This window comes from Pseudomonas sp. Pseusp15, from assembly GCF_059492165.1.
Map to the genome: position 1 here is coordinate 2458271 of NZ_CP168523.1, position 26545 is coordinate 2484815.

General features: G+C 61.2%; 24 protein-coding genes. 14 read left to right on the top strand and 10 right to left on the bottom strand.

Translation table 11 applies throughout. The annotated features are described in order from the left end of the window. Nucleotides 1-23: 23 nt before the first annotated feature. From ACEN8R_RS11055 to ACEN8R_RS11070, 4 genes are all read left to right on the top strand, one after another. A complete protein-coding gene (locus ACEN8R_RS11055) occupies nucleotides 24-872 on the top strand; it encodes a VOC family protein (protein WP_018928946.1) in 849 nt (282 codons plus the stop codon). A gap of 76 nt (nucleotides 873-948) precedes the next feature. Continuing rightward, the gene (locus ACEN8R_RS11060) at nucleotides 949-2427 is read left to right on the top strand and encodes an aldehyde dehydrogenase family protein (protein WP_018928945.1); all 1479 of its coding nucleotides are present in this window, start codon (nucleotides 949-951) and stop codon (nucleotides 2425-2427) included. Between the two features lie 88 nt (nucleotides 2428-2515). Continuing rightward, nucleotides 2516-3493, top strand: a complete 978-nt coding sequence (locus ACEN8R_RS11065) for a helix-turn-helix domain-containing protein (protein WP_018928944.1) — start codon at nucleotides 2516-2518, stop codon at nucleotides 3491-3493. A gap of 216 nt (nucleotides 3494-3709) precedes the next feature. Continuing rightward, nucleotides 3710-4474: a substrate-binding periplasmic protein gene (locus ACEN8R_RS11070; protein ID WP_026286630.1), complete on the top strand. Its 765-nt coding sequence runs from the start codon at nucleotides 3710-3712 to the stop codon at nucleotides 4472-4474. A gap of 29 nt (nucleotides 4475-4503) precedes the next feature. Here ACEN8R_RS11070 and ACEN8R_RS11075 read toward each other — a convergent pair whose 3' ends face one another. Genes ACEN8R_RS11075 through ACEN8R_RS11090 form a run of 4 tightly spaced genes read right to left on the bottom strand, consistent with a single transcriptional unit; the run spans nucleotide 4504 to nucleotide 8812 of the window. Then, nucleotides 4504-6039 carry an amino acid ABC transporter permease/ATP-binding protein gene (locus tag ACEN8R_RS11075; RefSeq protein WP_495624867.1) on the bottom strand — a complete coding sequence of 512 codons (1536 nt, stop codon included), beginning with the start codon at nucleotides 6037-6039 and terminating at the stop codon, nucleotides 4504-4506. A gap of 49 nt (nucleotides 6040-6088) precedes the next feature. Next, nucleotides 6089-6886 carry a transporter substrate-binding domain-containing protein gene (locus ACEN8R_RS11080; protein WP_018928941.1) on the bottom strand — a complete coding sequence of 266 codons (798 nt, stop codon included), beginning with the start codon at nucleotides 6884-6886 and terminating at the stop codon, nucleotides 6089-6091. A gap of 26 nt (nucleotides 6887-6912) precedes the next feature. Then, complete coding sequence (locus tag ACEN8R_RS11085; RefSeq protein ID WP_192350314.1) at nucleotides 6913-7962, bottom strand: isopenicillin N synthase family dioxygenase; 1050 nt, start codon at nucleotides 7960-7962, stop codon at nucleotides 6913-6915. Continuing rightward, nucleotides 7955-8812 carry a sugar phosphate isomerase/epimerase family protein gene (locus ACEN8R_RS11090; RefSeq protein ID WP_495624868.1) on the bottom strand — a complete coding sequence of 286 codons (858 nt, stop codon included), beginning with the start codon at nucleotides 8810-8812 and terminating at the stop codon, nucleotides 7955-7957. Before ACEN8R_RS11090 ends, ACEN8R_RS11085 begins: the two co-directional genes overlap by 8 nt. Before the next feature lie 1349 nt (nucleotides 8813-10161). Between ACEN8R_RS11090 and ACEN8R_RS11095 the strand changes: the two genes are divergently transcribed. The 3 genes from ACEN8R_RS11095 to ACEN8R_RS11105 all read left to right on the top strand — a co-directional run bounded on the left by ACEN8R_RS11095 (nucleotide 10162) and on the right by ACEN8R_RS11105 (nucleotide 12302). Next, nucleotides 10162-10728 carry a methyl-accepting chemotaxis protein gene (locus tag ACEN8R_RS11095; RefSeq protein WP_495625009.1) on the top strand — a complete coding sequence of 189 codons (567 nt, stop codon included), beginning with the start codon at nucleotides 10162-10164 and terminating at the stop codon, nucleotides 10726-10728. A gap of 86 nt (nucleotides 10729-10814) precedes the next feature. Further along, nucleotides 10815-11372, top strand: a complete 558-nt coding sequence (locus ACEN8R_RS11100; RefSeq protein ID WP_495625010.1) for a hypothetical protein — start codon at nucleotides 10815-10817, stop codon at nucleotides 11370-11372. A 111-nt stretch (nucleotides 11373-11483) separates the two neighbouring features. Next, on the top strand, nucleotides 11484-12302 hold the full coding sequence (locus ACEN8R_RS11105) for a DeoR/GlpR family DNA-binding transcription regulator (RefSeq protein ID WP_018928936.1): 819 nt from the start codon (nucleotides 11484-11486) through the stop codon (nucleotides 12300-12302). 4 nt (nucleotides 12303-12306) lie between these two features. Here the strand turns inward: ACEN8R_RS11105 and otnI are convergent, their stop codons facing one another. The 6 genes from otnI to ACEN8R_RS11135 all read right to left on the bottom strand — a co-directional run bounded on the left by otnI (nucleotide 12307) and on the right by ACEN8R_RS11135 (nucleotide 18195). Beyond that, nucleotides 12307-13089, bottom strand: coding sequence for a 2-oxo-tetronate isomerase (gene otnI / locus ACEN8R_RS11110; RefSeq protein ID WP_018928935.1), 783 nt, complete (start codon nucleotides 13087-13089; stop codon nucleotides 12307-12309). A 103-nt stretch (nucleotides 13090-13192) separates the two neighbouring features. Then, entirely contained in the window at nucleotides 13193-14653 is a 1461-nt protein-coding gene (locus ACEN8R_RS11115) for a GntP family transporter (protein WP_018928934.1), read from the bottom strand. 194 nt (nucleotides 14654-14847) lie between these two features. Continuing rightward, nucleotides 14848-15486 carry a 3-oxo-tetronate 4-phosphate decarboxylase gene (gene otnC, locus ACEN8R_RS11120; protein ID WP_007941469.1) on the bottom strand — a complete coding sequence of 213 codons (639 nt, stop codon included), beginning with the start codon at nucleotides 15484-15486 and terminating at the stop codon, nucleotides 14848-14850. Further along, on the bottom strand, nucleotides 15483-16781 hold the full coding sequence (gene otnK / locus ACEN8R_RS11125; protein ID WP_018928933.1) for a 3-oxo-tetronate kinase: 1299 nt from the start codon (nucleotides 16779-16781) through the stop codon (nucleotides 15483-15485). Before otnK ends, otnC begins: the two co-directional genes overlap by 4 nt. Before the next feature lie 10 nt (nucleotides 16782-16791). Beyond that, nucleotides 16792-17697: an L-threonate dehydrogenase gene (gene ltnD / locus ACEN8R_RS11130; protein ID WP_018928932.1), complete on the bottom strand. Its 906-nt coding sequence runs from the start codon at nucleotides 17695-17697 to the stop codon at nucleotides 16792-16794. Between the two features lie 165 nt (nucleotides 17698-17862). Beyond that, nucleotides 17863-18195, bottom strand: a complete 333-nt coding sequence (locus ACEN8R_RS11135; protein WP_495624869.1) for a hypothetical protein — start codon at nucleotides 18193-18195, stop codon at nucleotides 17863-17865. A 103-nt stretch (nucleotides 18196-18298) separates the two neighbouring features. Between ACEN8R_RS11135 and ACEN8R_RS11140 the strand changes: the two genes are divergently transcribed. Genes ACEN8R_RS11140 through ACEN8R_RS11170 form a run of 7 tightly spaced genes read left to right on the top strand, consistent with a single transcriptional unit; the run spans nucleotide 18299 to nucleotide 26545 of the window. Then, a complete protein-coding gene (locus tag ACEN8R_RS11140) occupies nucleotides 18299-20185 on the top strand; it encodes a 3-dehydroquinate synthase (protein ID WP_018928930.1) in 1887 nt (628 codons plus the stop codon). Continuing rightward, complete coding sequence (locus tag ACEN8R_RS11145; protein ID WP_018928929.1) at nucleotides 20182-21072, top strand: UbiA family prenyltransferase; 891 nt, start codon at nucleotides 20182-20184, stop codon at nucleotides 21070-21072. The genes ACEN8R_RS11140 and ACEN8R_RS11145 overlap by 4 nt, the downstream gene beginning before the upstream one ends. Continuing rightward, the gene (locus tag ACEN8R_RS11150; RefSeq protein ID WP_018928928.1) at nucleotides 21069-21842 is read left to right on the top strand and encodes an EboA domain-containing protein; all 774 of its coding nucleotides are present in this window, start codon (nucleotides 21069-21071) and stop codon (nucleotides 21840-21842) included. The genes ACEN8R_RS11145 and ACEN8R_RS11150 overlap by 4 nt, the downstream gene beginning before the upstream one ends. Before the next feature lie 36 nt (nucleotides 21843-21878). Continuing rightward, nucleotides 21879-22763 carry a TatD family hydrolase gene (locus tag ACEN8R_RS11155; protein WP_111453178.1) on the top strand — a complete coding sequence of 295 codons (885 nt, stop codon included), beginning with the start codon at nucleotides 21879-21881 and terminating at the stop codon, nucleotides 22761-22763. After that, nucleotides 22760-23992, top strand: coding sequence for a metabolite traffic protein EboE (gene eboE / locus ACEN8R_RS11160; RefSeq protein ID WP_495624870.1), 1233 nt, complete (start codon nucleotides 22760-22762; stop codon nucleotides 23990-23992). Before ACEN8R_RS11155 ends, eboE begins: the two co-directional genes overlap by 4 nt. Continuing rightward, nucleotides 23982-25427, top strand: a complete 1446-nt coding sequence (locus ACEN8R_RS11165) for an alkaline phosphatase family protein (protein ID WP_495624871.1) — start codon at nucleotides 23982-23984, stop codon at nucleotides 25425-25427. The genes eboE and ACEN8R_RS11165 overlap by 11 nt, the downstream gene beginning before the upstream one ends. Further along, the gene (locus tag ACEN8R_RS11170; protein WP_019651677.1) at nucleotides 25406-26545 is read left to right on the top strand and encodes a hypothetical protein; all 1140 of its coding nucleotides are present in this window, start codon (nucleotides 25406-25408) and stop codon (nucleotides 26543-26545) included. Before ACEN8R_RS11165 ends, ACEN8R_RS11170 begins: the two co-directional genes overlap by 22 nt.

A 26545-nucleotide genomic window follows, 5' to 3' on the forward strand; every position in this document is an offset into this window, starting at 1 on the left:
TTCTTAAAGCCACGGAGGTGTTTATGCAAACCCTACAGACCTGCACCCCTGCACGCCTGTGCTACCTGCATCTGGCGAGCAAAGAGCCGCAACGACAAATCGATTTCTACCGGCGCATGCTGGACATGGAAGGCCTGGCACAGCCCGATGGCAGCTGGATACTCAGTGGCCCGCAACGCGCCATGCTCGTGTCGCCCGCCGATCACAGCGGCCTGCTTGCGGCGGCCTATGACCTGGGCGATCAGGCTCGGCTGGGAGAACTGCGCGCCCGCCTGAACGAGAACGGCTGTGCTGTCGAAGACATCGACTCGCCGTTGCTCGAACCGGATGCCTTTGTGCTTCGTGACCCTCAAGGCCGACAAACGATATTTGGCGTGTCCCGCATTGATCCCGGTGTCGACCGTCAAGGCATGCCGGGCCGCTTGCAGCACGTGGTATTCCAGACCACTGAACTGGAAGCCATGATCGATTTCTACGTCAATAAGATCGGGTTTACGGTATCGGACAATGTCGTCGACGAGCAGACCGGCCAGCTCATGGTGTGTTTCCTGCGCTCGGACGATGAACATCATTCGCTGGCATTTTTCCGCGGTTCGAAAAACGAATGGGATCACCACTGTTACGAAACCAATGAATGGAACGACATCCGTGACTGGGGTGATCGCTTCGCCAAGGAACGTATAACCCTCTTTTTCGGCCCCGGCCGGCATGGGCCGGGCAACAATCTGTTCTTTATGGTCGTCGATGCCGATCGCAACCGCCTGGAGTTTTCCGCCGAACTCGAAATGACCGATGCCGCCCGCCAACCCGGTGTCTGGCCGCAGGAGGAGTACACACTCAATTCCTGGGGGCGCGCCTGGATCAGAAGCTGAGCACATTTCTTCAGACAAGTTTTTGCATCATCCATGTCCTTAATCGACGCGGCCACCTGCCTCCAAAGGTAAGACTATGACGACTCAACATTTGCCCCTCTACGCCATCAACGGCGACCAATACATCAATGGCACCTGGCGTACAGGTCGTTCCTCGCGGCGCCTGGATGACCGTAACCCCTTCAATGGCGAGCAACTGCTGGAAATGCCACTGGCCTCGATTGCCGATCTCGACGATGCCTATCAGGCTGCACATCGTGCGCAAACAGCGTGGGCAAAGCTGCATCCGACGCAGCGCAGCGCGCAACTGGAGAAACTCGCTCACGTCATCCTGAACCGCCGCGATGAAATCATCGACTGGCTGATTCGTGAGTCCGGCAGCACGCGCATCAAGGCGAGCATGGAATGGCAGTTCACCCTGAACCTGGTGCGTGAGTGCGCAACGTTGCCGATGCAGGTTGAAGGACGGATCCTGACGAGCTACAAGCCCGGTGAACAGAGCTTTGTCTTCCGTGAACCGCTGGGTGTTGTCGGGGTGATCAGCCCATGGAATTTTCCGTTGTACCTGAGCATGCGTTCGGTGGTCCCGGCACTCGCGCTTGGCAACACAGTGGTGCTTAAACCCGCCAGCGACACGGCAGTAACAGGCGGCCTGCTGATTGCTCATTTGTTCGAAGACGCAGGCTTCCCGGAGGGTTTGCTCAATGTCGTGGTCGGTGCAGGTTCGGAGATTGGCGATGCCTTCGTCGAACACCCGGTGCCAAGCCTGATTTCCTTCACCGGCTCAACCGATGTCGGTCGCAATGTCGGCCGGATTGCGACTGGCGGCAAACACATCAAGCGCGTTGCGCTGGAGTTGGGCGGCAATGCTCCACTGGTGGTCCTGGATGACGCGGATATTGATATAGCCGCGCACGCAGCAGTGGTCGGGCGTTTCCTGCATCAGGGCCAGATCTGCATGAGCGTCAACCGGGTGATCGTCGACCGCTCGCTGTATGCGGACTTCACCGCGCTGGTGGTGGAGCGAGTGCGCAAGCTCAAGACCGGCGACCCGGCCCACGCAGACACCGTGATCGGGCCGGTGGTCAATCAGAACCAGCTCGATGGCCTGTTGCGTAAAATCGATGCCGCCGAGAACGCGGGCCTCAAGCGGTTGTGTGGCGGCCCAGCGTCCGGGTTGGTGTTGCCTGCGCATGTCTTCGGTGAAGTCGGGGTCGATCAGGAACTGGCACGTGATGAAACCTTCGGGCCGTTGCTGCCGCTGCTGATCGCAGAAAACGAAGCGCATGCGTTGGAGTTGGCCAACGCCAGCGAATATGGCCTGTCCAGCGCGGTATTCACCCGGGACATGGCCCGAGGCTTGAACTTCGCCCGTGGCATCGTGGCCGGGATGACCCATATCAACGACATCACCGTCGACGACCAGCCCAATGCGCCCTTCGGCGGCGAAAAGAACTCCGGCCTCGGGCGTTTCAATGGTCACTACGCCCTGGATGAATTCACCCGCGCCCATTGGGTCACCTGGCAACCGGGGAGCCACCACTACCCTTTCTGATTCTTGATCGGTACTGACCGGACTAAAATTGGGCAAGTGTTGACCCATTTGCCCAATCTACAAAAACAATAAGAAAAGAGGCGAAAAAATGAGTCATTTAGCCTGTGTGTCCACCGATCAGGTTGTTCGATCCGACCGGCTGATGAAGTGGAAAGAGTTCATGAGCGATCACTTGGGTCGCACGCCGGACTACATCAAGCGTCTGGAGTCGACATTCATCGACCCGTTGCATAACAGCAACTTTCAAGGTCGGCTGGAATATGGTGATCTGGGTCAGCTCGGCTTCTGCCGCATGACCGCCAGTGCCCATCGCTACTCACGCCATCTGAGCAAAGCGGTCGACTCACCCGATACGCCGCGCATGCTGATTCTGCAGATCGCCGGCGTCAGTCATTTCGAACAAGGTCGGCACTGCAGCGCATTAGCGCCTGACGAGATGCTGTTGGTCGACAGCGGCCAGCCCTTCAGCGTCACCAGCACTCAAGGTTGCGAACATTTTATCCTGCTCTTCAAGGGGCCGGCCCGACAGCCACCGCAAGCGGGCGATGTTCACCTGAACGGGCGCAATGGATTGGGCCGCATGTTGATGCATCTGATCAGTGATGCGTACAGCCAGTACCCACTGCTCAACAATCATTCGGCCGAACTGATCGGCAACAGCATCGTGGGGCTTCTGGATAACGCCCTGAAGAACAAACAGGAAGAAAAACAACTCGAACACGATTTCCGCTTCTTCAAGCAAAACCGCCTCAAGGCGTATATCGAGCGCCACCTGGCCGACCGCGACCTGACCATCGAGCGCATCGCCAGCGTCGAGCAATGCTCTGTGCGCAGTTTGCACCGCGCATTTCAGGAAGAGCTCGGCTGCAGTATCAGCGAATACATCTGGCAACGGCGCCTGTCGCGCTGCGCCGAAGATCTGCGCAGCCGGGAACATGCCCATCGCTCACTCACCGACATCGCCTTTGCCTGGGGCTATGGCAGCAGTGCTCATTTCAGCAGACAGTTCAAATCGGCATTCGGCATATCGCCCAAGCTGTTCCGCGATACCCAGGCCCGATCCTGACGCCACCTGCTGCTCGCCCATTGTGATGCGGGTGCACAACAGGTACTGGCCCCGCAAAACACATTCACTTGGGAGGTAGATGTGTCCCGCCACAAAGTCTGCGTAAAATACGGCGTCGATGCCGAATCCAATACAAAAACAGACTCATCATCCCTGTGATCAATACCACCGGTGAATTGTGGCTCCCCCCTACTTTCAATGCCTGAATGATCAACCATGAGCGGGAGTTCACGGATCTCAACTGCCCGTACAAAGACGCTTTGCAGATTGTGCCTGTCGATCTCGCTGCTGATTGCCTGTCACGCGAGTGGCGCGCCCTTGCCGCTCGAACTGTATATCCCGGACGCTCCCCCCCTGACGTTCGTCGATGGCTCCAAAGGCCACGGCATGGTCGGCGAGGCCGTAATGACCGCCATTGCCAACGCCGGCTATATCGCGCATGTCCATGTGCTTCCCTGGGCCAGATCGCAGAAACATGTCAGCGAGACTCAGGACATCCTGATCGCCCCTTTGTCACGCACGCAGGAACGTGAAGATCGCTTCACCTGGATCGCGCCGATCATGCCCATGGAGCGTGCTTTTTTCAGCCTTGACCGGCCGGTGAGCAGCTTCGAGCAAGCGAAACAAACCTACCGGGGGATCGGCGTCGGCCTGGGCAGTGCGCAGGAGGAAATCCTCCGTGAACAAGGCTTCAGCGACGAGCAGATCCACCCCCTGACCATTGGCGACAACCCCGCGCAGATGCTCTTGAAAGGTCGCATCGATGCCTGGTTCAACGGTGTCCCGGAGAGTCGATACATCTGGCCGAAAGTGTCTGAACATACACTGCACATGAGCCCCGTCATGAGCAGTGTGGACCTCTACCTGGCTTGCTCGAAGCAGTGCTCCGCCCAACTGGTGCAAGACTTGCGCGCGGCGGTTGAAACGCTTCGCGATGACGGCACCCTGGCGCGCATACAAAAGCGCTATTTGTCGCCATAGGAATTCTGAGGGCACACGGCTAAACCCATTCAAGGCAGGCATCCCTCCTCCTCTGGCACCTGCAATCCCATGAACCGCCGCACTCTATGAGCCTCGGGCTGCTCGCGGATCGCCTGTGGCGAGGCATCCAGCTGAATGTGGCCGTTTTCCATGAAGATCACCCGGTCGGAAATCGACAGGGCAAAATCCATCTCGTGGGTGACAATCAGCAGGGTCATGCCTTCGCGGGCCAGGTGGCTGATGACCGTGAGTACTTCGCCGACCAGCTCCGGATCCAGCGCCGAGGTCGGTTCGTCGAACAGCAGGATATCCGGGTCCATGGCCATGGCCCGGGCAATCGCCACGCGTTGTTGCTGGCCGCCGGACAGTTGATGCGGATATTTGTGGACGTGTGCCAACAGGCCGACCTTGTCGAGTAACTGGCAGGCGCGTTGCTCGCTCAACACACGACCGACACCGTGATAACGGGGAGCGAGGCTGATGTTGTCCAGCAGTGTGCGGTGCGGGAACAGGTTGAAGCTCTGGAACACCATGCCGATGCGCCGTACGCCCTGACGAATCCGACGGCTATCCGGTTTGTCCCAGGCATTGATGAAGCCCTCGCCGAACAACAGGATTTCGCCCTGATCGATGCGCTCCAGGCCATTGACCGTACGAATCAGCGATGTCTTGCCGGAGCCGGACGGGCCGATGATCGAAATCACCTGGCCACTTTGTACCTTCAGGTCGATGCCCTTGAGCACATGATGATCGCCGTAGCGTTTGTGCACGCCCTGCAGTTGCAGGGCCGGGGCGGCGCCTTTGGATGGCGGCTTGAGCTTGCTCGATAGAACAGGCGCCAGACTGTCACGCAGCGCTTGTGTCGAGGCGCTGTCGAGGGTTTGCGGTGTCCGCAGGTTGAGGTCCAGGTAGCGTTCCAGACGCTGCAGGGCAAAGCCGAACAACGTGACGATCAGCACGTAGTACACACCCACCGCCGCCAGGGTTTCCATTACCAGGAAGTTCTGCGCATACAGGCGCTGGCCGACGGTCAACAGTTCGGTCAATGAAATCACCGAGATCAACGACGTCAGTTTGACCACCGTGATGTATTCGTTGATCAAGGTCGGCAGTGAGATACGAAAGGCCTGGGGAATCACAATCAGCCGTTGCAGACCGAACAGGCCGATTCCCAGGGCGCGGCCGGCTTCCTTCTGGCCCTTGGCGACCGAGATCAGTCCGCCACGATGAATTTCGGCCATGTAGGCGGCCTCAGTGACCACCAGCGCCAACAGACCGGAATAGAACGGTACCGACAGCACCGGCCCGGCACCGGGCAGCAACTGCGGCAGGTTGTAGATGAAGACCACCAGCACCAGCAGCGGAATGCTGCGAAAGAACCAGATGTAGAGTGACGCCGGCAGGCGCAGCCAGGGCGAGCCGGACAACTTGGCTGACGCCAGGATGAAGCCCAGCAACATCCCCAGGAACCAGGCCAGGGCGCTCAGTTCGATGACGGTCAGACTCGCCGCCCAGAAGTCAGTCTTGGAGAACAGCGAAATAAAGTAAGACCAGTCGAATTGCATAGACACCTCGTGCACGCCGCGCCCTCGACCGAGGGCGCGGCTTCAGCCATTACTCGGAGACCGGTTCCAGATCGTATTTTTTGAGAATGGCGGCGTACTCGCCGTTGGCTTTGCTGTCAGCCAGGGCCTTGACCAGCGCCTGATAGGTTGCCTCGGCGTCTTTCTTCACGTAGATGCCCAAGGTCTGCGGGTAAACCAGTTTCTGCGAGCTGACCACGACCCGCCCGTTGGTGCGCTGGGCGATCATGTGCGCGGCACCGGCGATTTCCACCTGGGCCTGGATGTTCTTCGACAGCAGCGCCTGCGTCACTTCGGGAGCCGAGGGGTATTCGTTGACGGTGATCGCGCCTTTGTTGTTCGGAACGCAGTAGTCGCTGGACAACTGGTTGAACTTGGCGACCCAGGTGGTGCCCTGCTCCAGGCCGATCTTCAGGCCGCACAAGTCCTCGGGAACCTGCGGGCTCAACTCACTGCCCTTGGGCACCATGATCGCCGCGCCGGTATTGGCGTAGGCGATAGTGCGGGCCTGGAGCTGGCGCTCGGGGGTGATGTACATGCCGGAAATGATCGCGTCGTAATGCCCGGCGTTGAGGCCGTTGATCAGATTGGGGAACTTGGTGTCGACGAAATTGGCCTTGACGCTCATCGCCTTGGCCAGGGAGTGGGCCAACTCAGGATCGGAACCGACCACATTCTTGTCAGCGTCGTAGGACTCGAATGGCGGGTAAGTGATTTCCATACCGACTTTCAACACACCGGGGGTCGCGGTGTTGGCGAAGGCAGCATGGGCGCAGAACAGGCCGGCGGCGAGCAGGCTCAGTTTGGTCAGGGCGTTGTGGCTTTTCATGGTGGGAAGCTCCGTGGGTTGTTTTTTTAGGAATGAGAGGTGGTGTTCTTCAGATGGCCGAAACTCGATGGCTTTCGGGCCCGGGACGGCAACTCAAGCTCGCCGTTCTCCACGCGTTTGCGCAGGTACTGGTAGGTCTGTAAGGCCTGGCTCCACATGTGTTCGCCAATCGCCAGCGCCTCGTACTCCCGGTCATCCCTGGCGAATGCCGGCAGCGGCTTGATCAGCGTGTGATAGTCGCAGGCGTAGAACAGCGGGAAGCTGTAGCGCTCCTGCGCGACCTTGCGCACCCGGTGGGCAGTGGCCACAAAGGCACCCGCGGTCATGACTTCCAGCATGTCGCCGATGTTCACCACGAACGCGTCGGGTAGTGGCGGCGCGTCGATCCACTGCCCCTGATCATTGAGCACCTCCAGCCCCGGTTGATCGGCGTGCAGGATGGTGAAGCACTCGTAGTCGGTATGCGCGCCGATGCCCGGAGCGTCGACGACATCGGCATCGAAGGGATAATGGATCAGCCGCAATTTGGAGGGCGGGCGAGTCACCAGCGCGTCGAAGTAGCCCTCCTCCAGCCCCAGGGCCAGGGCGAAGCCATCGAACAGTCGGCGGCCTAGCGCGAACACCGCCTGATAGTAGTTCTGTACCGCGCTCTGGAAACCCGGCACGTCGGGCCAGTGGTTCGGCCCCAGCAGCGGTGTACGGTTGAGGAACAGCGGGTCATCCGCTGGCACTTCGAAGCCGATATCGAACGCTTCTTTGTGATCCGGCTTGCCCTTGGAATACACCTCCTCGCCTTCGGGCACGAAGCCCTTGTGGCTTTCCGAGGCGCCGATGTAGTGGCGCATCTTGGCGTCCAGCGGTTGCGCAAAATAATCCCTGGCCGCCTGGCGCAGGCCCTCGATCAGCGCCGGATCGATGCCGTGCCCGGTGATGTACAGAAAGCCCACATCGCTGGCGGCGCGGCCCAGTTGCTCGGCCACGGCCAGGCGGTGCTCCAGTTCGATACTGAAGAGCCCGGCGATGTTCACCACCGGAATGCTGTTGAAGTTGGCTTGGGTTGGCGAGGTGTTACGCATGGCGGGCTCCTTCACGGGTGAAACGGTCGAAGTGTTCGCGCTCGGTCCTAGCCATCCACTGGTTCAAGGTCCAGAGGTCGGCCACCGGCATGTTGGTGAAGGGCAAGTGGTGCAGATAACCGTCGGCACCGAACTCTGGGGTCAAGGTGCTGACCGGGTAGCCACGTTCGCGCTGAGCGGTCCAGACGGCCTCCCAGTGGCGCTGATGGAACGCCAGTTCACGGGCATATTCCGGTGCGGCGGGATGGGGGACTTGCGGGCCTTGGTCGTAGCCGACCCGCGCCTGGATGTGATGCACGCGTTCGACGAAAGCCGAAAGATCGTCGGCCGGATCGTCCAGCAGTCGCTCACAGCACACCACCCAATGGCTGATGTCACTGGTGAAACGCAGACCCGGCAGTTGGCGGATCAGCTCCAGAGTCACCCAAGGGCTGTAAAGGGAACGGGCGCGATGCGTCTCGAAACTGCAGAACACGCCATGCCTGGCGGCCAGTTCCATGGCCTGGCCGAAAAATTCGACCTGCAATGCCTGCGGCCAGCGGTCGTTGCCTGCCAGCAGATTGACGAAACGTGGGGTCAGCTCCGAGGCCCAGCCCAGTTTGCGATCAATGTCGGCCAAGTGTTGGGTGGGCGTGGCGTTCTGGTCGGGCAATACATCGTAGGCACTGAACAGTGTGCAGATGTAGGGAACTTGATTACTGCGCAGGAAAGCGCCGAACTCGCCACGCTCATCGGCCTGCAGTGGCAGGCGCGCTTCGAGGCCATCGAAGCCAGCGGCGAGCAGTTCATCCAGGGCCTGTGCCTTGCTGGCGGTATAGCCCCATAACGTGCGGAAAATTTCTAGCTTCATGCATTCCTCTCGGCTGCGTCAGGCCACCCGCTATTGGGCTGGCGTTACTGGGCAGTCGAAAGAAGTTGCTGCGGGCCGCGGCTCTGATGGCTGCGGTCCCGTGTGACGAATCCTAAGGCTAGGGCGACAAGCGATTGAATAGGCTGCAGCAAATAGTTAGTTCAGAAATTCATGAACTAACGATGCCGGATTTTCTCGCGTTGTGTAAGCCGCAATGCGATCCGTAGCAGCTGTCGAGCCTGCGCTCGCTGTAGCAGCTGTCGAGCTTGCGAGGCTGCGTTCGGCTGCGAAGCAGTCGTGAGTCCGGCTGATGTGGTCTGCCTGACACATCGCGAGCTCTGGTTTTACGACTGCTTCGCAGCCGAACGCAGCCTCGCAGGCTCGGCAGCTGCTACCAAGTGTGCGCCCGGTGCGGATGGGCACGAACCAGAACAGAGCACAGCGACGCAGCCATTCCCGCGACTGGTGCGTTGCTCGTCTGTGCTGCCCTTCGCAACCCTGTAGCCATCAGGTGCAATTCTCCTTCCACCGCGGGGTGACAGGCTGATCTGTTGTCGAGCACAAAGGCTGGCAAACAACTTGCTTGGGCTCTGTTCAAGCTTGAGCCATCAACACCGATGGTTTGGCAAACATCTCGGACAACGGCGTCCGCTTCCCTGCACATTGCGGCAGGAGAGCGTGCGCCGTTTTTGCTTTCATCCCGGCATCAGAAGGAAATCCTCATGTCCGCTCAAGGAATGCACCCACCGGGTCACGCCATCGTTCATCTGCGCAGCGATGGCGGCACATCGCACCCGGCCGGCACATCATTCGCCAAAGCCTTGTTCGAACCTGGCAGAGCCCTGCTCGAACGCAGCAGGATCGGCTTCTGGCTACCGCTCGGAATAGCCCTCGGCGCCTGTGGTCTCGCACTGGCCGAACAGCCCGCAAGCGCATTGGCCCTGATACCTGGCGTGCTGTACCTGGGATGCGCCTGGCAGCTTCGCGAGCGTCATCAACGCCAGCTGCAGACATTCTGGGATACGGAACTGGCACAACTGCTGCGCAGCTCCCGGGATACCGACCCTGCGACACTGCTGGTGGCCGCCAGCCTGCAACTGCGCAACAACGAACGCTTGCGCAGCGAAGTACAGTTCGCCAGCCGTGCCCTGGAGCAGATGGCCCAACAGGCCCGCGACCAAGGAGCGGAACAGAGCCAACGCATTGCCATGATCGCCGCCGCCAGCGAACAGATCGATCAGACCCTGCACAGCATCGATGCCTTGGCCAAGGGCGCGCTGGCAGCCTTCGCCAACGCTCACACCCAGAGCGAAACCGGTTGCCTGGAGGCGCGCTCAGTGGGTGACAGCATGCGCGTCATTCAGCACCGCCTGGGCAATACCGCACACGCCGTGGAAGCGTTGCTGCAGCGCACGACCGCCGTGGAAAGCACGGTCAACAGCATTCAGGCATTGGCCAAACAGACCCAGTTGCTGGCGCTCAATGCCTCCATCGAGGCGGCCCGTGCCGGCGAGCACGGGCGCGGTTTCGCCGTGGTCGCCGATGAGGTCCGCAGCCTGGCCCAGGCCACCGACCGGGCGACCCATGAAATCACTACCGCCGCGACAGCGATCGCCATGGCCGTGCGCCAGGTGGATGGCGAGGTCAAGGAACACCGCGATCTGCTGGCCGCCGGGAGTGAACAGAGCGAGCAGCTCGCCGCCAACCTCGACGACCTGGCGCAACATAGCCAGAGCAATCTGCAACACCTCGGCGCCATGCAACAGGCGCTCAGCGAGCATCAGCTAGCCAATCATGCCCTCAGCGAACAGTTGCAACAGGTCAATGGCGCGGTACAGGAACAGAGCACGCAAACCAATGCGCTGCACGACCTGACCCGTTATCTCAACCAGCTCACCGTCGGAAGCCGCCCATGAATCCAGCACTCGCCACAGCATTCGACGATGGGCCATCCCGCCAAGTCCGTCTGCCGCAGGGTGACACCGGACTAAGGCAGGCGCTGTTGCTCGGTCTCGACCTGCTGCAAGGACTACAGCAGCATCGCGGTCTCGGCGGACAAGTCACCCGCGATGCGCAACAACGTTGCCAGGCATTGGGGCATGCGCTCGACCAACGCTGGAGGGAGTGGCCGTATTCCGCACAGTGCCAGGCCTGGGGCGCGTTACGCCGCGACCCGGCGGATTTCGATGGCCATTGCCGATTGCTGCAGGACCTGCTCGGCGCCATCCAGCACCTCGAGCTGCAACGCTGTGCGCTCAGCCTGGCGCGCCCGAGCATCGCCGCGCGCTGCTGGGAACTTGAAGAGCTGGGACGACTGCGCGGGCTGTCGGTACGCGCCGCCGCCCATCGAAGTTGCCCATTGGAAATGCTGATTCAATTGCAGTACCTGCACGAACGCTTGCTCAAGCACGCTCCCCATTCGCTGCACACTGCGCTCGAACAACTGCAACGCTGCCTGATCGGGACAACCACCGTGTCCATCACCCCGGCGCAGTGCTACGCCCTCCTCACCCCATTGCTCGACGAACGCCTGGACGCTATCCGCCGGGATCTGGATTGAGGCTGCCGTCACCAGAACAGAGATCCGCAACAGCTCGTTCCTTTACCGTAGATTCGCTACTATGTTTGCACCGCTTTCCTTGTCGGCGGATTTCTTCACTCTGGAGCCCGAATGCCTAGTCAAAAGGACATCGCCGCCGAAAGCGGCGCACCGATGATTCCTGAACAGCGCCGTGAATTGATGCTGCGCCAATTGCGCAAGCATCAGGTGCTGAGCGTTCATCAGTTGATGGAAATGTTCGACTGCTCGCACATGACCATCCGCCGCGATATCGCGCTGCTTGAACAGGAAGGCCGTGCTTACTCGGTCACTGGCGGCGTGCGAATTGCCAGCCAGCTCCACAGCGAGCCCAGTCATCAGTTCAAGGCGGTGGTCGAGTTGCCGCAGAAGCAGGCGATGGCCAAGCTGGCCGCGCGGCTACTGCATGCCGATATGACGGTTTATCTGGATGCGGGCACGAGCACGCTGGAAATCGTCCCGTACATCAAGGCGCTGTCGGGAATGACCGTGGTGACCAACGACTTCGGGATTGTCCAAGCGCTGATCGATGCGCCCCATGTCACGGTGATTCACACCGGCGGGCAACTGGATCATTCGAATCAATCGTGCGTGGGTGGGCTGGCGGTGGCCACCTTGCGTCAGATCGTCACCGATATCGCTTTCATTTCCACCAGCTCCTGGGATTTGCGTCGCGGCCTCACCACGCCGTCGGCGCTGAAGGTGGAGGTCAAGCAAGTCGCGATGCAATCGGCCTCGCAAGTGGTGCTGGTGGCCAGCAGTTCGAAGTACGGCACGTTCAGCATGTACCGGATCGCCGGGCTCGAGCAGTTCGACATCATCCTCAGCGACGACGCACTGACCCCTGCCGCGGCCGATAGCATCCGCAAGCAGGGTGTCGAACTGCTGTTGCCTTCCGATAACAACCTGTAAGGCGTTAGCGCGCCTTCCAGTCCCGCAGCCACTGCAAGCCGGCCGACGTGTTGCCACGGGGCCGGTATTCGCACCCTACCCAGCCGTCATAACCCAACTGGTCGATCAACTCGAACAGATAGGGATAGTTGACTTCACCCAGGTCTGGCTCGTGTCGATCCGGTACACCGGCGATCTGGATATGACCGATGCCGGCGAAATCCCGACGCAGTTTAGTGGCCAGGTCACCTTCGACGATCTGGCAGTGGTAGCAATCGAACTGAACCTTCAGGTTACCGGCGCCCACTTCCTTGCAGATGGCCTGGGCCTGATCCTGGCGGTTGAGGAAAAAGCCCGGCATGTCGCGCGTGTTGATCGGTTCCAGCAGCACGGTGACACCGACCTTGGCGGCCTGCGCGGTGGCATAGGCCAGGTTCTCCAGGTACACGCCGTGATGCCGTGGTCGATCACTTTCCGACGGCAACAACCCGGCCATCACATGGATGCGTGAGTTGCCCAGGACGGCGGCGTATTCCAGTGCGCGATCGAAACCGCTGCGAAATTCACTCTCCCGGCCCGGCAACGATACCGTGCCCCGCTCGCCTGCCGCCCAATCGCCGGGCGGTGCGTTGAACAGCGCCTGCACCAGGCCGTTATCGCTCAAGCGCTGTTTGAGTTCCTGGGCGCTGTAGTCGTAGGGGAACAGGTATTCCACCGCTTCAAAACCATCGGCGGCCGCGGCGGCGAAACGATCCAGAAACTCATGTTCAGGGTAGAGCATGCTGAGGTTGGCAGCAAAACGAGGCATGGTAGCTCCTATGTATGTTTTTTGTAGGAGCCAGGCTTGCCGGCGAAGGCGCTCTTAAAGACGCCTTCGCCGGCAAGCCTGGCTCCTACAAGTCGACAGTTCGTTAGACAAACGGCCAGATCAGCAAGGTAATACCGAAACCCAGCGTGCCGAGCAAGGTGGTCAGCACGGTCCAGGTACGCAGGCCGTCGGCCACGTTCAACCCGGACAGCTTGGTGAAGATCCAGTAACCGGCGTCGTTGATATGGGACATGGCCAACCCGCCACCGCCCATGGCCAGGCACAGCAGCGCCATGTGATTCGCGGTGAGGTTGAGGGTCGCGATCAGCGGGCTGATGATGCCGGCGGTGGTCACCAGCGCCACCGTGGTCGAGCCCTGGACCGCACGCAACAGCATGGTCAGCAGAAAGCCCAGCGCGAGCACCGGCAGACCGGTGGTGCGCAACAAATCGGAGACCACCGCGCCGATGCCGGTATCCACCAGCACCTTGCCGAACACACCGCCGGCACCGGCAATCAGAATCACCATGGCCACACCTGGCAAGGCCGAACCGATCACGTCAGACACCTGGGTACGACTCCAGCCCCGACGCGACCCCAACAACCAGGCACACAGCAAGGTGTCGATCAGCAGCGCCACCAATGGCGCACCGAGCACGGTCATGATGCCGCGCAGGACCGAGTCGGCAGGCAGCAACGAGTTGGACAGTGTTCCCAGCAGAATCAGAATGATCGGTAGCGCGATCAGGCTGACGATCATGCCAAAACCCGGCGCGGGTGCCGGCGGCAACTTGGAAACGATCGCGCTGGTGGACTCTTCCAGGCCCATGTGCGACGCGGCCACGGCAGCTCGTTCAGCGCTCTTGCCGTTGCCATTGGCCCAGGCGACCAGGTCTTCGTTGGTGACATGCGGGCCATAGACTTCGGCGCGGATATCGTCGGTCATCGGGTACACCCGACGGGTCATGCGCCCGGCCACGCGGTAACCGACATAGCAGAGGAACGCGGTGATCGGCAGACCGAACATCAGCACGCGACCGAGGTCGGCACCCAACTGACTGGCAGCGGCCACCGCGCCGGGGTGTGGCGGCAGGAAGGCGTGTACGGTCAGCAACGCAGCACACATCGGCAACGCAAACACCAACAGTGGCTTGCGTGCACTGCGGGCAACGCCATAGGCCAGCGGCATCAGGATGATCACACCGACCTCGAAGAACACCGGCACCCCGACCATGAACCCGGCAATCGTCAGCGCCAGCGGCGTGCGTCGATTGCCGAAACGGCTGATCAGCGTCTTGGCCAGCGCCTCGGCGCCGCCGGAGAGTTCGATGATCCGCCCGATCATCGCGCCCAGGGCAATGATGATCGCGATATGGCCCAACGTCTTGCCCATGCCGCCTTCGATGGTGGCGACCAGGTCGGCCGGTTTTACCCCGGCCACCAGCGCCACCAGAATGCTCACCAGCATCAACGCCACGAACGGCTGGAACTTGTACTTGAGCACCAAAAACAACAACAGAGCGATCCCTAGCCCCGCGGTAACCATCAGGATTAACGGGCTCATTTCACAAGCCCTCCGCGCCGGGCGAACACAAGGGTGCTGCAACCGGGTCTGAAAATGCCGCAGTGAAGGTGAGTCATGCCTGGATGTCCTCTTGTTATTGTATTTTTCAGGCAAGCCGGGGTCGTGGGAGTCGCTGCGCGTCTCCCGAACAAGGCCTGCTTTATCGGTCTATCGTGTTAAAAAACTTCAGCGCCCTACCAGTGCACACCGAAAGCCGCTCGCAGCTCGTCCAGTGCTGCCTGATCGAGTGGTTCGGGCTTGGGATTGCTCATCAGCCACAACCGCGCGGTTTCTTCGAGCTCCTCCAGGGCGTAGCTGGCTCTGGACACCGAACTCTCCCAGACCACCGGCCCCAGCCGTTCGAGCATCACGCCGCGAACACTGTTGGCCAGTTGTGCGACCTGTTCGGCCACCTTTGGCGAGCCGGGACGCTGGTAGCTGATCAACGGGATATGCCCGACTTTCATCACCTGATAGGGCGTCAATGGCGGCAGGATGTCGTTCGGCTGCCAGACACCTGCCAACGTCAACGCCACCAGATGAGTGGAATGGGTATGCACCACACCACCGACACTCGGGTTGCGGTCGTAGACCTGGCGATGCAGCGCCAATGTCTTCGACGGCTTGTCGCCAGACACCCATTCGCCAGCCAGATTGACCTTGGCGATGGTCGCCGGATCGAGGCGGCCGAGGCAGACATCGGTCGGCGTGATCAGCCAGCCATCGTCCAGCCGTGCGCTGATATTGCCGGCGCTGCCGACGGTGTAACCGCGCTCATACAGGCTGCGGCCAACGTCGCAGATTTCTTCGCGCAGGGCGTTTTCATTACTCATTGCGCACCTCCGGTCTGGGCCAGTTGCTTCAGCGCTTTGCTGAAGAAATCCCGACCACCGAAGTTGCCTGATTTGAGCGCCAGGGCCAGAGGCTCATCGGTGCTGCTGACGGTTGCCGGCACACCCGGATCAATCTGCGCGCCAATTTGCAGCAGTTGTACGCCCAGCGCCTGAACCACCGCGCCCGAAGTTTCACCGCCGGCGATCACGAAGCGCCGCACGCCGCTCTGACGCAAGCCTTGGGCAATTTCGCCAAAGGCGTTTTCCACCAGACTGCCGGCCTGTTCGACGCCGAGCTGCTGCTGCACGGCCTTGACCTCGTCCGGTGCGCTGGTGGCGTAGATCAATACGGTTTGTTCATTGTTCTTGGCGAAGGCCAGAGCCTGGGCCACCACGGGTTCGCCAGCCGCCAGGGCCAACGGATCGATCCGCAGCGCGGGTCGACCGGCTTCTAGCCAGGCTGCGACTTGGCCATTGGTGGCGATCGAAGCGCTACCGGCCAACACCACTTCACCACCGGCCACCGCCGGGAGTTTCGAGGCATCGAGGTCGCGCAGTTTACCGGCACGACGGAAGTTTTCTGGCAAGCCCAGGGCCAGCCCCGAGCCGCCAGTCAACAACGGCAAGTCGGCACAGGCGGTGCCAAGGGTGTACAGATCCTGATCCGACAAGGCATCGGCAATCGCCATACCGATACCTTGAGCCCGCAGTTCGGCGATGCGCCCGCGAACCTTTTCGGCGCCTTGGGCAATGGTGTCGTAGCGCAACAGGCCGACGTTCAGACGGGTCTGCGACTGCAGCACCCGCACCAGGTTGGCATCGGTCATCGGCGTCAGCGGGTGATGCTGCATGCCCGACTCGCTGAGCAGTTGATCCTGGACGAACAAGTGACCGCGAAAGATCGTCCGGCCATTCTCCGGGAACGCCGGGCACGCCAGGGTGAAGTCGCTGCCCAGCGCCGCCAGCAGTGCTTCACTGACCTGGCCGATATTGCCGGCCGCGGTGGAATCGAACGTCGAGCAGTACTTGAAGAAAATCTGCTCGCAGCCTTGCTCACGCAACCAGGCCAGCGCGGCAAGGGATTGCTCGACCGCTTCGGCGACTGGAATGGTGCGTGACTTGAGGGCGATGACGATCGCATCGGCATCGAGCCCGGCCGCCACTTCGCTGCTCGGAATGCCAATGCTTTGCACGGTGCGCATACCGCCGCGCACCAGCATGTTGGCCAGGTCCGTGGCACCGGTGAAATCGTCGGCGATGCAGCCCAGCAATGGGCGTGCAGGGGTAGTGTTCATTGGGTGTTCCTCAAACCGGCTCGGTCTTGGCAGTCGGCAACTCGATGCCGGGGAAAATCTTGATTACTGCCGAGTCGTCCTCACGCCCGAAGCCGGCACTGGAAGCCTGCATGAACATCTGGTGGGCGGTGGCCGACAGCGGCAGCGGGAATTTGCTGGCCCGTGCGGTATCCAGCACCAGGCCCAGGTCCTTGACGAAAATATCCACCGCGGACAATGGCGTGTAATCAGCCTTGAGAATGTGCGGCACGCGGTTTTCGAACATCCAGGAATTACCGGCGCTGTGGGTGATCACTTCGTAAAGCGCGTCGGCATCGACCCCTTCACGCAGGCCCAGCGCCATGGCTTCGGCAGAGGCCGCGATGTGCACACCGGCGAGCAACTGGTTGATGATCTTGACCTTCGAACCCAGGCCATGGCTGTCGCCCAGGCGATAAACCTTGCCAGCCATGCCTGCCAGGACGGCTTCGGCCTTGGCGTAAGCGTCGGCCGGGCCGGACGTCATCATGGTCATTTCACCGGCAGCCGCCTTGGCTGCTCCACCGGAGATCGGGGCATCCAGATACAGCAAGCCCTGGGCGGTCAGGCGCTGGCCCAGGTCGACAGCGTAGGTCGGGGCCACGGTGGCACAACCGATCACCAGGCTGCCCGGGCGCAACGCAGCGACGGCGCCACCCTCGCCAAACAATACGGTTTCGGTCTGCTCGGCGTTCACCACCACGGTAATGATCACGTCGCACGCCGCGGCCATCTGCGCGGGCGAAGAGCACGCCACGCCGCCCTCCCCGGCAAACTGTTCAGTCACCTGCGCACGCACATCACAGGCATGCACATTGAAACCACTGCGCAACAGTGAGCGGGCAATGCCCAACCCCATCGCGCCCAGACCGACAACACCGACATTCTTGTTATTCATGGGGTACTCCTGAGGGAAGCAACGGCCTGTTCCACGCCGGTAAAGCGCAGGCGGCGGGCCGCGATGTAGAGATGGGCACCGGCGGCATGGCCAGCGGATCGCCCAACACAGTGGCAGCTACGATCGCTTGGCACTGGTTGAGCAGATAATCCATTAATGAACAGATTATGTGAAGTATTTTTTTAAAATAACATTTTTTAACATCGACTCAGATGCATCGATAGCCGCGACGCGCTTTTTTGTAGCAGCTGTCGAGCTCGCGAGGCTGCCTTCGGCTGCGCAGCAGTCGTAAAACCAGAACTCGCGGTGCATCAGGCAAACCACGTCAGCCGGATTCACGACGGCTGCGCCGCCGAACGCAGCCTCGCAGGCTCGGCAGCTGCTACGGGTCGCGTTCACGCAGGTGAAAAAAGTCAGATCGCCATCAGGCCGCCTTGCAAAAACACCACGACCGTCTAAGTTCAGAACTATCTCTACAGGCGTAACCAAACCGTACATAAACCAGCCCTTCAGGCGAGAGAACCTATCGATCCAATACCAACCAGACGCTGCTTTTAATTACTGACACGGAATCAGTCATAAAAATAAAGAGGGATGCTTGATGAAGCGCAGCCATGGGTATCGTGCGTTCTCGCAACGGGGGCCTGCCGGTCATTTCTGGATTTCATTGCTTTGCTTCTCAGGCTTGGTGATCGCCAGCTTTCTGTTGTTCGAACAACAGATCCAGGACTTCCTGACCCATCTCAACCTGTACCAGCCTTCCACTCCCACCCAAAAACTCAACCTGGCCCTGCTGCTGATCGCCCTGCTCGCGCTGGACGTGGTGCTGCCGGTGCCTTCGAGCATGGTCGCGCTGCTGGCCGTGGCCATGCTCGGCGCTGTTGGCGGCTACCTGGTGATTTTCGTGGGGCTGTGCCTGGGGGCCGGACTGGGGTATGCGCTGGGGGCGGGCTATTTTCGGCTGCTGTCCGGCCGCCTGGGCCTGCATCAGCGCCAGCCGGGGCAACTGGCATACAAGCTGGGCACGCTGTCGTTGATCTGCCTGCGCGGCGTGCCGGTATTGGCCGAAACCTCGGTGGTGGCCGCCGGGATGCAACGTTATCCGCTGCCCGCGTTCGTGTTAGTGACCACCCTGGCCAATGCCGGTCTGGCACTGGCCTACAGCGCCATCGGCATCTACCTCGTCGAGCAGAACGCGCTGCTGGTGGCCCTGCTCGCCAGCATGGTGTTGCCCGGGCTGTTTATCGCCGGGTACAGCCTGTTCAAAACCTTGCGCAAGCAAAACGCCGAGCATTCCCTGCACGGGCGTTTCGAGGTCCGTTACGACTACCCGGTGGTGTTCACCGATCACCTGTTCGAGCCGTCCAATCCGTGTCTGCACCGCCAGCTCACCGCAAGACTCACCCCACAGCACCGGGGCCCGGTGACGGTGCTGGTGTTCGCCGATGAACAACTGCTGCAAAGCGCCCCGCACCTGCTGGAACAGATCGACGCCTACTTTGCCGCCCATGCGGCGGACCTGCATTTGCAGGCCGCGCCGATTGCGGTGCCGGCCGGCGAACTGAGCAAGGACTCACAGGTGTTGCAGCAGCTTTACACCGATATGCTGCAGCATGGGCTGGACCGGCATTGCTATGTGCTGGCCCTGGGCGGCGGTGCGGTGCTGGATGCGGTGGGCTACGCCTGCGCCACCTTCCACCGTGGCATTCGCCTGATCCGCATCCCGAGCACCGTGCTGGCGCAGAACGACGCCGGCATCGGGGTGAAAAACGGCATCAATGCCTTCGGCCAGAAGAACCTGCTGGGCGCCTTCTACCCCGCCACCGCGGTAATCAACGACTTCCAGCTGCTGACCAGCCTGACTCGCCGCGACCAGATCGCCGGGCTGGCCGAGGCGGTAAAAGTGGCGCTGATCAAAGACCAGGCCTTCTTCCAATGGATGGAACAACAGGCCGACGCCCTCGCCCACTTCGATCACTCGGCCAGCCGCTATGCCATTCGCCGCTGCGCCGAACTGCACCTGGCACACATCACCGGTGCCGGCGACCCCTTCGAGCGCGGTAACGGACGGCCACTGGATTACGGGCATTGGGCCGCGCACAAACTGGAAAACCTCAGCCAGCACCGACTGCGCCATGGTGAAGCCGTGGCGGTGGGCATGGCCCTGGATGGGCTCTATGCCAATGCCCTGGGGTTGTTGAGCGATGCCGACACCGAACGGCTGCTGAACCTGTTGCTCAAGCTCGGCTTCAGCCTGAGCCCGCCGGAACTGACCTTGAAAGATGCACAGGGACGCTCGCTGGTTCTGCTCGGTCTGGAGGAATTCCGCCAGCACCTGGGCGGGCAACTCTCCATCCCCATGCTCAGCCGGATCGGCGAGTCGGTGGACCTGCACGAGATCGATGCCGCGCGGATGGAACAGGCGCTGCAACGGCTGTCGACCCGCATCGATCCAGCGCTCACCCTCAGCGAGGGCTGCGCGCAATGAGCCAGACACCGCTGAACCTGAAAACCTGGATGACCCTCGGCCGGGTATCCAACCTGCCCACCGTGTGGACCAACACCTTGGCCGCCGCCCTGCTCGCCAGCAGCGCCGGTGCCCTGGCGCCGCCGTCGTCGCTGGTGTGGATCCTGCTGTTGGCCGCGCTGTCGTTGCTGTATCTGGCCGGCATGTTATTGAACGACCTGCTGGACGCCGACTGGGACCAACAGCACCACAACCCGCGCCCGATCACGTTGGGCCTGGTCAGCCGCCAGCAAGTGGGGCTGGCTACTGCGCTGTTGCTGATACTGGCTGCGGCCTCGGTACTGGGCCTGAGCCGGTTGATCGATCAACCGCACTGGTTGCTGGGTAGCGCCACCCTGCTGGTGGGCTGCATCCTCGGCTACAACGTGCTGCACAAGAAATACGCCCACAGCGTCTGGCTGATGGGCGCCTGCCGCTCGGCCCTCTACCTGACGGCGGCGGCCAGCCTGGCGGTGCCGCCGGAGCCGATCTGGCTGTGCGCCATGTTGCTTGGCGTCTACATCAGCGGCCTGACCTACCTGGCTCGTCAGGAACACAACAACCAGTTGCTCAGCCGCCTGCCGCTACTGCTGATGTTGAGCCCGCTGGCGCTGGCGATCTATTCCGACAACGTCTGGTTCTGGCCGGTGCTACTGCTCTGGCTTGGCTGGCTGGGCTGGCATTACTGGCACCACTTGGCCAACCCGCAGCAACGGCAAGTCCGTACCTTTATCGGCGCTGGCCTGGCGGCTCTGCCACTGTTTGATGCCCTGGTGCTGGCTGTGGCCAACCAGCCGCTGGGCAGCCTGTTATGCGTTCTGGTGTTTTTCCTGCTTCCACACTTCCAGCGCTGGATCAAACCGACATGAACATGGACGTCACTGCATCGCCATCGGCGGCTCTCGATATACGCCACGACTGCCTCGCCGAACAACACCAGGCCCTCACCCAACAGCTCGATGACACCGAGCTGCAGTGGTGGCGCCAGGCCCAGGAGCAGCTTGCCCAACGCCCGGACGGCAATACCGCGGCGCTGTTGAGCAGCCAGTGCAAGCGCAACCTCAAGGAGCAATCGCTGCCCCACAGTCCCGACTGGAGCAGTGTCCAACTGGCGCGGGCATTGTTGCTGGCTCAGGTCCTGGAGCAACAGCCCCTCGCAGGGCAACTGCCGTTGCTGCGCCAACTGTTCCTGTGGGGTGACGATCAAGAAAAAATCGCCACCCTGAAGGCCCTCGACTGGCTCGACAGTCGCGGGCTTTGCGTGGAACTGGCGCTGCAGGCCGGGCGTACCAGTAACAGCCAGGTGTTCGCCGCCCTCGCGCTCGACACCCTTTACCCATCGCGCCATTACAGCGAACGGGCCTTCCATCAATTGGTGCTGAAGGCACTGGGCATGGGGCTCGACATACGACGCCTGATCGGCCTGACCCAACGACACAGCGTCACCCTCAACCAGCTGGCCCTCGACCTGCTGGACGAACAGCTCGCCGCCGAACGAACGGTGTCCGCCGGGCTGCCCCGAGTGATTGCCTTCGACCTGCTCAGCCCGGCGCAACACCAGCGCCTGGCCGGCCTGAATCAGCAGCAACGCTTACCACCGGAATGGCATGAGCACCTGGCCGGCACCTCACAGAACTGACACTCAACGACTCCTTTTCCTTGACGAGGATTTACCATGCTCAAGTACTTCGACCCGCATATTCATATGGTCAGCCGCACCACCGATGACTACCAGAACATGGCCGCCGCCGGTATCACGGGGGTGATCGAACCGGCCTTCTGGCAGGGTCAGGCCAGGACCAGCGTCGGCAGTTTCATCGACTATTTCGACACCCTGTTGGGCTGGGAGCGCTTTCGCGCCAGCATGTTCGGCATTCATCATTTCTGCACCATCGGCCTCAACCCCAAGGAGGCCAATGACCTGTCGGTGGCCAATGAAGTGCTGGAGATTCTGCCGCGCTACCTGGTGAAAGACGGCGTCGTGGCGGTCGGCGAAATCGGCTACGACGACATCACCCCGGAGGAAGATCGCTTCCTCGCCGCTCAGCTGGAGCTGGCCAGACAATTCAATTTGCCGGTGCTGGTGCACACCCCGCACCGCGACAAGATCGGTGGCACCAAACGCACCCTGGCAGTGATTCGCGAAGTCGGGATTGCCGAGCACCTGGTGATCATCGACCACCTCAACGAACTGACCCTGCCGCTGGTGCTGGACAGCGACTGCTGGCGCGGCCATTCGATCTACCCCAACACCAAGATGTCGGAACAGCGCATGGTCGCCCTGTTGCAGGAGTACGGCACCGAGAAAATGGTGGTCAACAGCGCCGCCGACTGGGGCATCAGCGACCCGCTCAAAGTGCCGAAAACGGGCGAAGCAATGCTGGCTGCCGGCTTCAGCGAAAGCCAGGTCGAACAGGTGCTGTTCCACAACCCCGTGGACTTTTTTGCCCAAAGCGGCCAACTGGACAAGTCCCTGGTCAGCACCCCGCTGCCCATTGACCAGCGTCGGCAGTGGCAGGACAACTCTGCCCTGCGTGGCCAGGAACCGGTGATCAAATGAGTGCCGGCACGGGTTGGGCTGCCGCGCAGGTCGGTTATTGCAGCAATGTGCACCCGACCCGTGACCTGGCGGGGCTACGGTCATCCATCGAATGGCATTTCCGGGGTGTGCGTACCCTGCGCGGCCTGAACGAGCAAGACAGTGGGCTGTGGATCAGCGCCCTCGCCGCAGCCGAACTACAGCAGGCGTCAGCTCGCGCGGACTTCCTCAGCCTGCTGCAACGCAGCGGGCTGCGGCTGACTTCACTTAACGGCTTTCCCTATGGCCAATTTCATCAAGGCGCGGTGAAAGCCGACGTCTATTTGCCCAACTGGACTGATCCGAAACGGCTGGCGTACAGCCTGAATCTGGCCCGAATCCTGGCACACGCCCTGCCGTCGGATTGCCCCCAAGGCGTGATTTCCACCGTACCGCTGGGCTATGCCGCCGACTGGAACCCGCGGCGACAGCAGCGTGCCGAACACCTGCTGCGCCAACTCACGGCTTCACTGGCCAGGCTGCATCGGGAGACGGGCAAGAAAATCGTGTTCTGCCTGGAGATGGAGCCGGACTGTGTGCTGGAAAACACCGACCAGGCCATCGCCTTCTTCCACCGCTACCAAGCCAGCGATCCGCACCATGACTATCTGGCGCTGTGTTTTGATGTCTGCCACCAGGCCGTGGTTTTCGAACACTGCTATCAGTCGCTGGAAAAGCTGCGCCAGGCCCGAGTGCCTGTCGGCAAGATCCAGCTGTCGAACGCGCTGATTTGTCACCTGCCCGCTGAAGACGACAACCGGCGCGAACACGTGCTCAAGACCTTGAGCGACTTCGCCGAAACCACCTACCTGCATCAAGTCAAAGCCCGAGATGCGCAGGCGCGGTTATCGGGCTGGGCCGACCTGCCCGCCGCCCTCGACGATTGCGCCAATAACCTGGAGCAGTACCCCGAACTGCGGATTCATTTCCACATCCCGCTGTTCAGCGAACACTTGCTGCTGCCTGAGCTCAGCGGCAGCCAGATCGCCCTGTCGCAGACTTTCGACTATCTCGCAGACCATGGGGATTTTCGTCCCGTGCTGGAAGTGGAAACCTACAGCTGGGGCGTGCTGCCCGCGCAACTGCGGCCCGACACCGAGCACGCCCAACTGCAGGGGATCGCCGCGGAACTGCACTGGGTCGAAGAGCAACTGCGCCAACGCCAATTGCTGCAATCCCAAACGCGGGAGGCGTACGCCGATGCCCTCTGAAAATCCGCGCCAAGCGCTGCTGCTGATCAACGTGGTCGGGCTGACCCCGGCTCTGCTGGGGCCGGCGACACCGCACATCAATGCCCTGTTGAAAACGGCGAAAATGGCCAGCCTGCAACCCGTGTTTCCGGCGGTCACTTCTACAGTGCAGGCCTCGATCCTCACCGGCGCGTCGCCGTCGGAACACGGCATCGTGGGCAATGGCTGGTATTTTCGCGACCAGGCCGAAGTGCGTTTCTGGCTGCAACCCAACGCACTGATCCAGGGAGAAAAGGTCTGGCAGACGCTCAAGCGCGAACTCCCGGGTTTTCGCTGCAGCCAGCTGTTCTGGTGGTACAACATGTATGCGGACGTGGACGCCGCCATCACCCCACGCCCGCACTACCCGGCCGATGGCCGCAAGATGTTCGGCCTGTATTCGTCACCGGCCTCGTTGCATGAGCGTATCGAGCAGCAGATCGGTGAATTTCCGTTTCCGGGTTTCTGGGGTCCGGCGGCCGGCATCGCATCGAGCCGCTGGATCGTCGACTGCGCCATCGCCGAATTCCAGCTCGATCGACCGGACCTGCAGTTGGTCTACCTGCCGCATCTCGACTATTGCCTGCAGCGACTGGGCCCTGATCATCCGTCGATTGCCGACGAGGTGCGGGCCATCGACAGTGAAGTAGGTCGCCTGCTGGCCTTTGCCCAGGGGCAAGGCGCGGCGGTGATGCTGTTGTCCGAATATGGGATCGAAGCGGTACAGCAATCCGTATCGATTAACCGGCTGTTGCGCTCGGAAGGCTTGTTGCAGGTGCGCCAGTCGCTGACCTGGGAGTTGCTCGACCCCGGCGCCAGCGCGGCCTTTGCCGTGGCCGATCATCAGATCGCGCACATCTACGTGAAACAGGCGCAAGACATTCCTCGCGTCAAAGCGCTGCTGCAGCGCCAGCCCGGCATCGAGCAGGTGCTGGATAAAGCCGAACAACGGGCCTGGCAACTGGATCATCCGCGCAGCGGCGAGCTGGTGACCGTGGCCGCGCCGGGTTACTGGTTCGATTACTACTACTGGCTCGACGATCGCAAGGCACCCGACTTTGCCCGCACCGTGGACATCCATCGCAAGCCCGGCTACGACCCGCTGGAACTGTTCATCGACCCGGCCATTCGCTTCCCCAAATTGAAAGTGGCGCGCCGCCTGCTGCAGAAAAAGCTCGGCTTTCGCTACTACATGGACCTGATTCCGCTGGACACCCGCCTGGTCCGTGGCAGCCATGGTCGCCTGCCCGACAGCGAGAACACCGGCCCGCTGCTCATCACCAATTGCGATCTGCCGTTGCCCCAGCGCCTTGCGGCCACGGCAGTGAAGCAACTGCTCCTGGAACACTTCCTGGGGCATTCACACACCGACCCGGCCAATGCCAAGGAGCTTCCATGCGGCGAGCCATTTCTATAACAGTTCTGAGTGCCCTGGCCGGTTTGGCTCAGGCTCAGAGCACAAACACCTTTGACTGCAGCAACTTTCTGCAATTTGGAGGAGACGTCGACAAGACCCGGGCCGCGTTTGCGCAGAGCCCCGAGACCATGGCCTGGAACTGGTTCGTCTGCCTGAACCAGCCCGCTGCCGCGGGGAGCCCCAACCGCGAGTGGGAATCCATGAAGCCTTCCGATCAGGTCTACCTGCCCAACGGCGCCAAGCCCGCCCCCTATGGCACGGCTGTGCCGCCGCCGAACGCGGTGCTTACACAGGCCAAGGCGCTAGGAATGGATATGTCCCGAACCTTCCATAACCTCAATGCCACCCAACAGGTCGATGGCTTGATTCTGCAGATGGGCGGCGCAGTGCCCTCAACAGAAAAAGGCAACCCTGTACGCTTTCAGCTGCTGATGGGCCAGGGCACGTTCGATTACATCGTGCAGAAGCAGGTCTACAACATGAACGGCCAGGCCGCCCTGACCAGCAATCTGGAGTTTCCGCCCATTGCCTGGGAGCTGAAATCCTCCTGGCTGTGGATCGGCTCCGACGCGACCTACAAACAGAAACTGGAGAAAGACGGTTACTACATCGCCCAGGCCTATTACCTGAAAAACGGTCAATACAAGGTCGGCTATGCAGCATTAAGCGGCTTACACGTCGTCAACAAGCTGAACGCCAACTGGGTCTGGACCACCTTCGAAAACATCAACAACAGCAAGTACACCGTGACCAATGCCGTACCGGCCACCCCGATGACCAACACCACAGGACCGACACCGGCTGCCCAATCGGTCAATACCAGCTTTCAGGCCGCTAATCCCTCCCTGTCGAAGTACGAACTGATCGGGGTGGAATTCCAGCCCATCACTCAGGTGCTGGCCAACTCCCAGCTGGAATCGGCCTTCCAGAACACCTCATCCTGCCTGGCCTGCCACGGCACCGCCGCCTACTCGAACCAAAAGGGTTACTTCAATTTCGCCCTGAAAGAACAGGGCGGCATTGTCTACCCCACCACCCCGCTGCCGAACTCGGCTTTCGCCGGTTACAACAAACTGGATTTTGTCTGGTCGTTGAAACACGCCCAGTGGCAACGCTAA

Excerpts from the sequence above, each read along its gene's own strand:
- ACEN8R_RS11055 (WP_018928946.1), top strand. The coding sequence starts at position 24 with ATGCAAACCCTACAGACCTGCACCCCTGCACGCCTGTGCTACCTGCAT.
- ACEN8R_RS11060 (WP_018928945.1), top strand. The coding sequence starts at position 949 with ATGACGACTCAACATTTGCCCCTCTACGCCATCAACGGCGACCAATAC.
- ACEN8R_RS11065 (WP_018928944.1), top strand. The coding sequence starts at position 2,516 with ATGAGTCATTTAGCCTGTGTGTCCACCGATCAGGTTGTTCGATCCGAC.
- ACEN8R_RS11070 (WP_026286630.1), top strand. The coding sequence starts at position 3,710 with ATGAGCGGGAGTTCACGGATCTCAACTGCCCGTACAAAGACGCTTTGC.
- ACEN8R_RS11075 (WP_495624867.1), bottom strand. The coding sequence starts at position 6,039 with ATGCAATTCGACTGGTCTTACTTTATTTCGCTGTTCTCCAAGACTGAC.
- ACEN8R_RS11080 (WP_018928941.1), bottom strand. The coding sequence starts at position 6,886 with ATGAAAAGCCACAACGCCCTGACCAAACTGAGCCTGCTCGCCGCCGGC.
- ACEN8R_RS11085 (WP_192350314.1), bottom strand. The coding sequence starts at position 7,962 with ATGCGTAACACCTCGCCAACCCAAGCCAACTTCAACAGCATTCCGGTG.
- ACEN8R_RS11090 (WP_495624868.1), bottom strand. The coding sequence starts at position 8,812 with ATGAAGCTAGAAATTTTCCGCACGTTATGGGGCTATACCGCCAGCAAG.
- ACEN8R_RS11095 (WP_495625009.1), top strand. The coding sequence starts at position 10,162 with ATGCGCGTCATTCAGCACCGCCTGGGCAATACCGCACACGCCGTGGAA.
- ACEN8R_RS11105 (WP_018928936.1), top strand. The coding sequence starts at position 11,484 with ATGCCTAGTCAAAAGGACATCGCCGCCGAAAGCGGCGCACCGATGATT.
- otnI (WP_018928935.1), bottom strand. The coding sequence starts at position 13,089 with ATGCCTCGTTTTGCTGCCAACCTCAGCATGCTCTACCCTGAACATGAG.
- ACEN8R_RS11115 (WP_018928934.1), bottom strand. The coding sequence starts at position 14,653 with ATGAGCCCGTTAATCCTGATGGTTACCGCGGGGCTAGGGATCGCTCTG.
- otnC (WP_007941469.1), bottom strand. The coding sequence starts at position 15,486 with ATGAGTAATGAAAACGCCCTGCGCGAAGAAATCTGCGACGTTGGCCGC.
- otnK (WP_018928933.1), bottom strand. The coding sequence starts at position 16,781 with ATGAACACTACCCCTGCACGCCCATTGCTGGGCTGCATCGCCGACGAT.
- ltnD (WP_018928932.1), bottom strand. The coding sequence starts at position 17,697 with ATGAATAACAAGAATGTCGGTGTTGTCGGTCTGGGCGCGATGGGGTTG.
- ACEN8R_RS11135 (WP_495624869.1), bottom strand. The coding sequence starts at position 18,195 with ATGTACGGTTTGGTTACGCCTGTAGAGATAGTTCTGAACTTAGACGGT.
- ACEN8R_RS11140 (WP_018928930.1), top strand. The coding sequence starts at position 18,299 with ATGAAGCGCAGCCATGGGTATCGTGCGTTCTCGCAACGGGGGCCTGCC.
- ACEN8R_RS11145 (WP_018928929.1), top strand. The coding sequence starts at position 20,182 with ATGAGCCAGACACCGCTGAACCTGAAAACCTGGATGACCCTCGGCCGG.
- ACEN8R_RS11150 (WP_018928928.1), top strand. The coding sequence starts at position 21,069 with ATGAACATGGACGTCACTGCATCGCCATCGGCGGCTCTCGATATACGC.
- ACEN8R_RS11155 (WP_111453178.1), top strand. The coding sequence starts at position 21,879 with ATGCTCAAGTACTTCGACCCGCATATTCATATGGTCAGCCGCACCACC.
- eboE (WP_495624870.1), top strand. The coding sequence starts at position 22,760 with ATGAGTGCCGGCACGGGTTGGGCTGCCGCGCAGGTCGGTTATTGCAGC.
- ACEN8R_RS11165 (WP_495624871.1), top strand. The coding sequence starts at position 23,982 with ATGCCCTCTGAAAATCCGCGCCAAGCGCTGCTGCTGATCAACGTGGTC.
- ACEN8R_RS11170 (WP_019651677.1), top strand. The coding sequence starts at position 25,406 with ATGCGGCGAGCCATTTCTATAACAGTTCTGAGTGCCCTGGCCGGTTTG.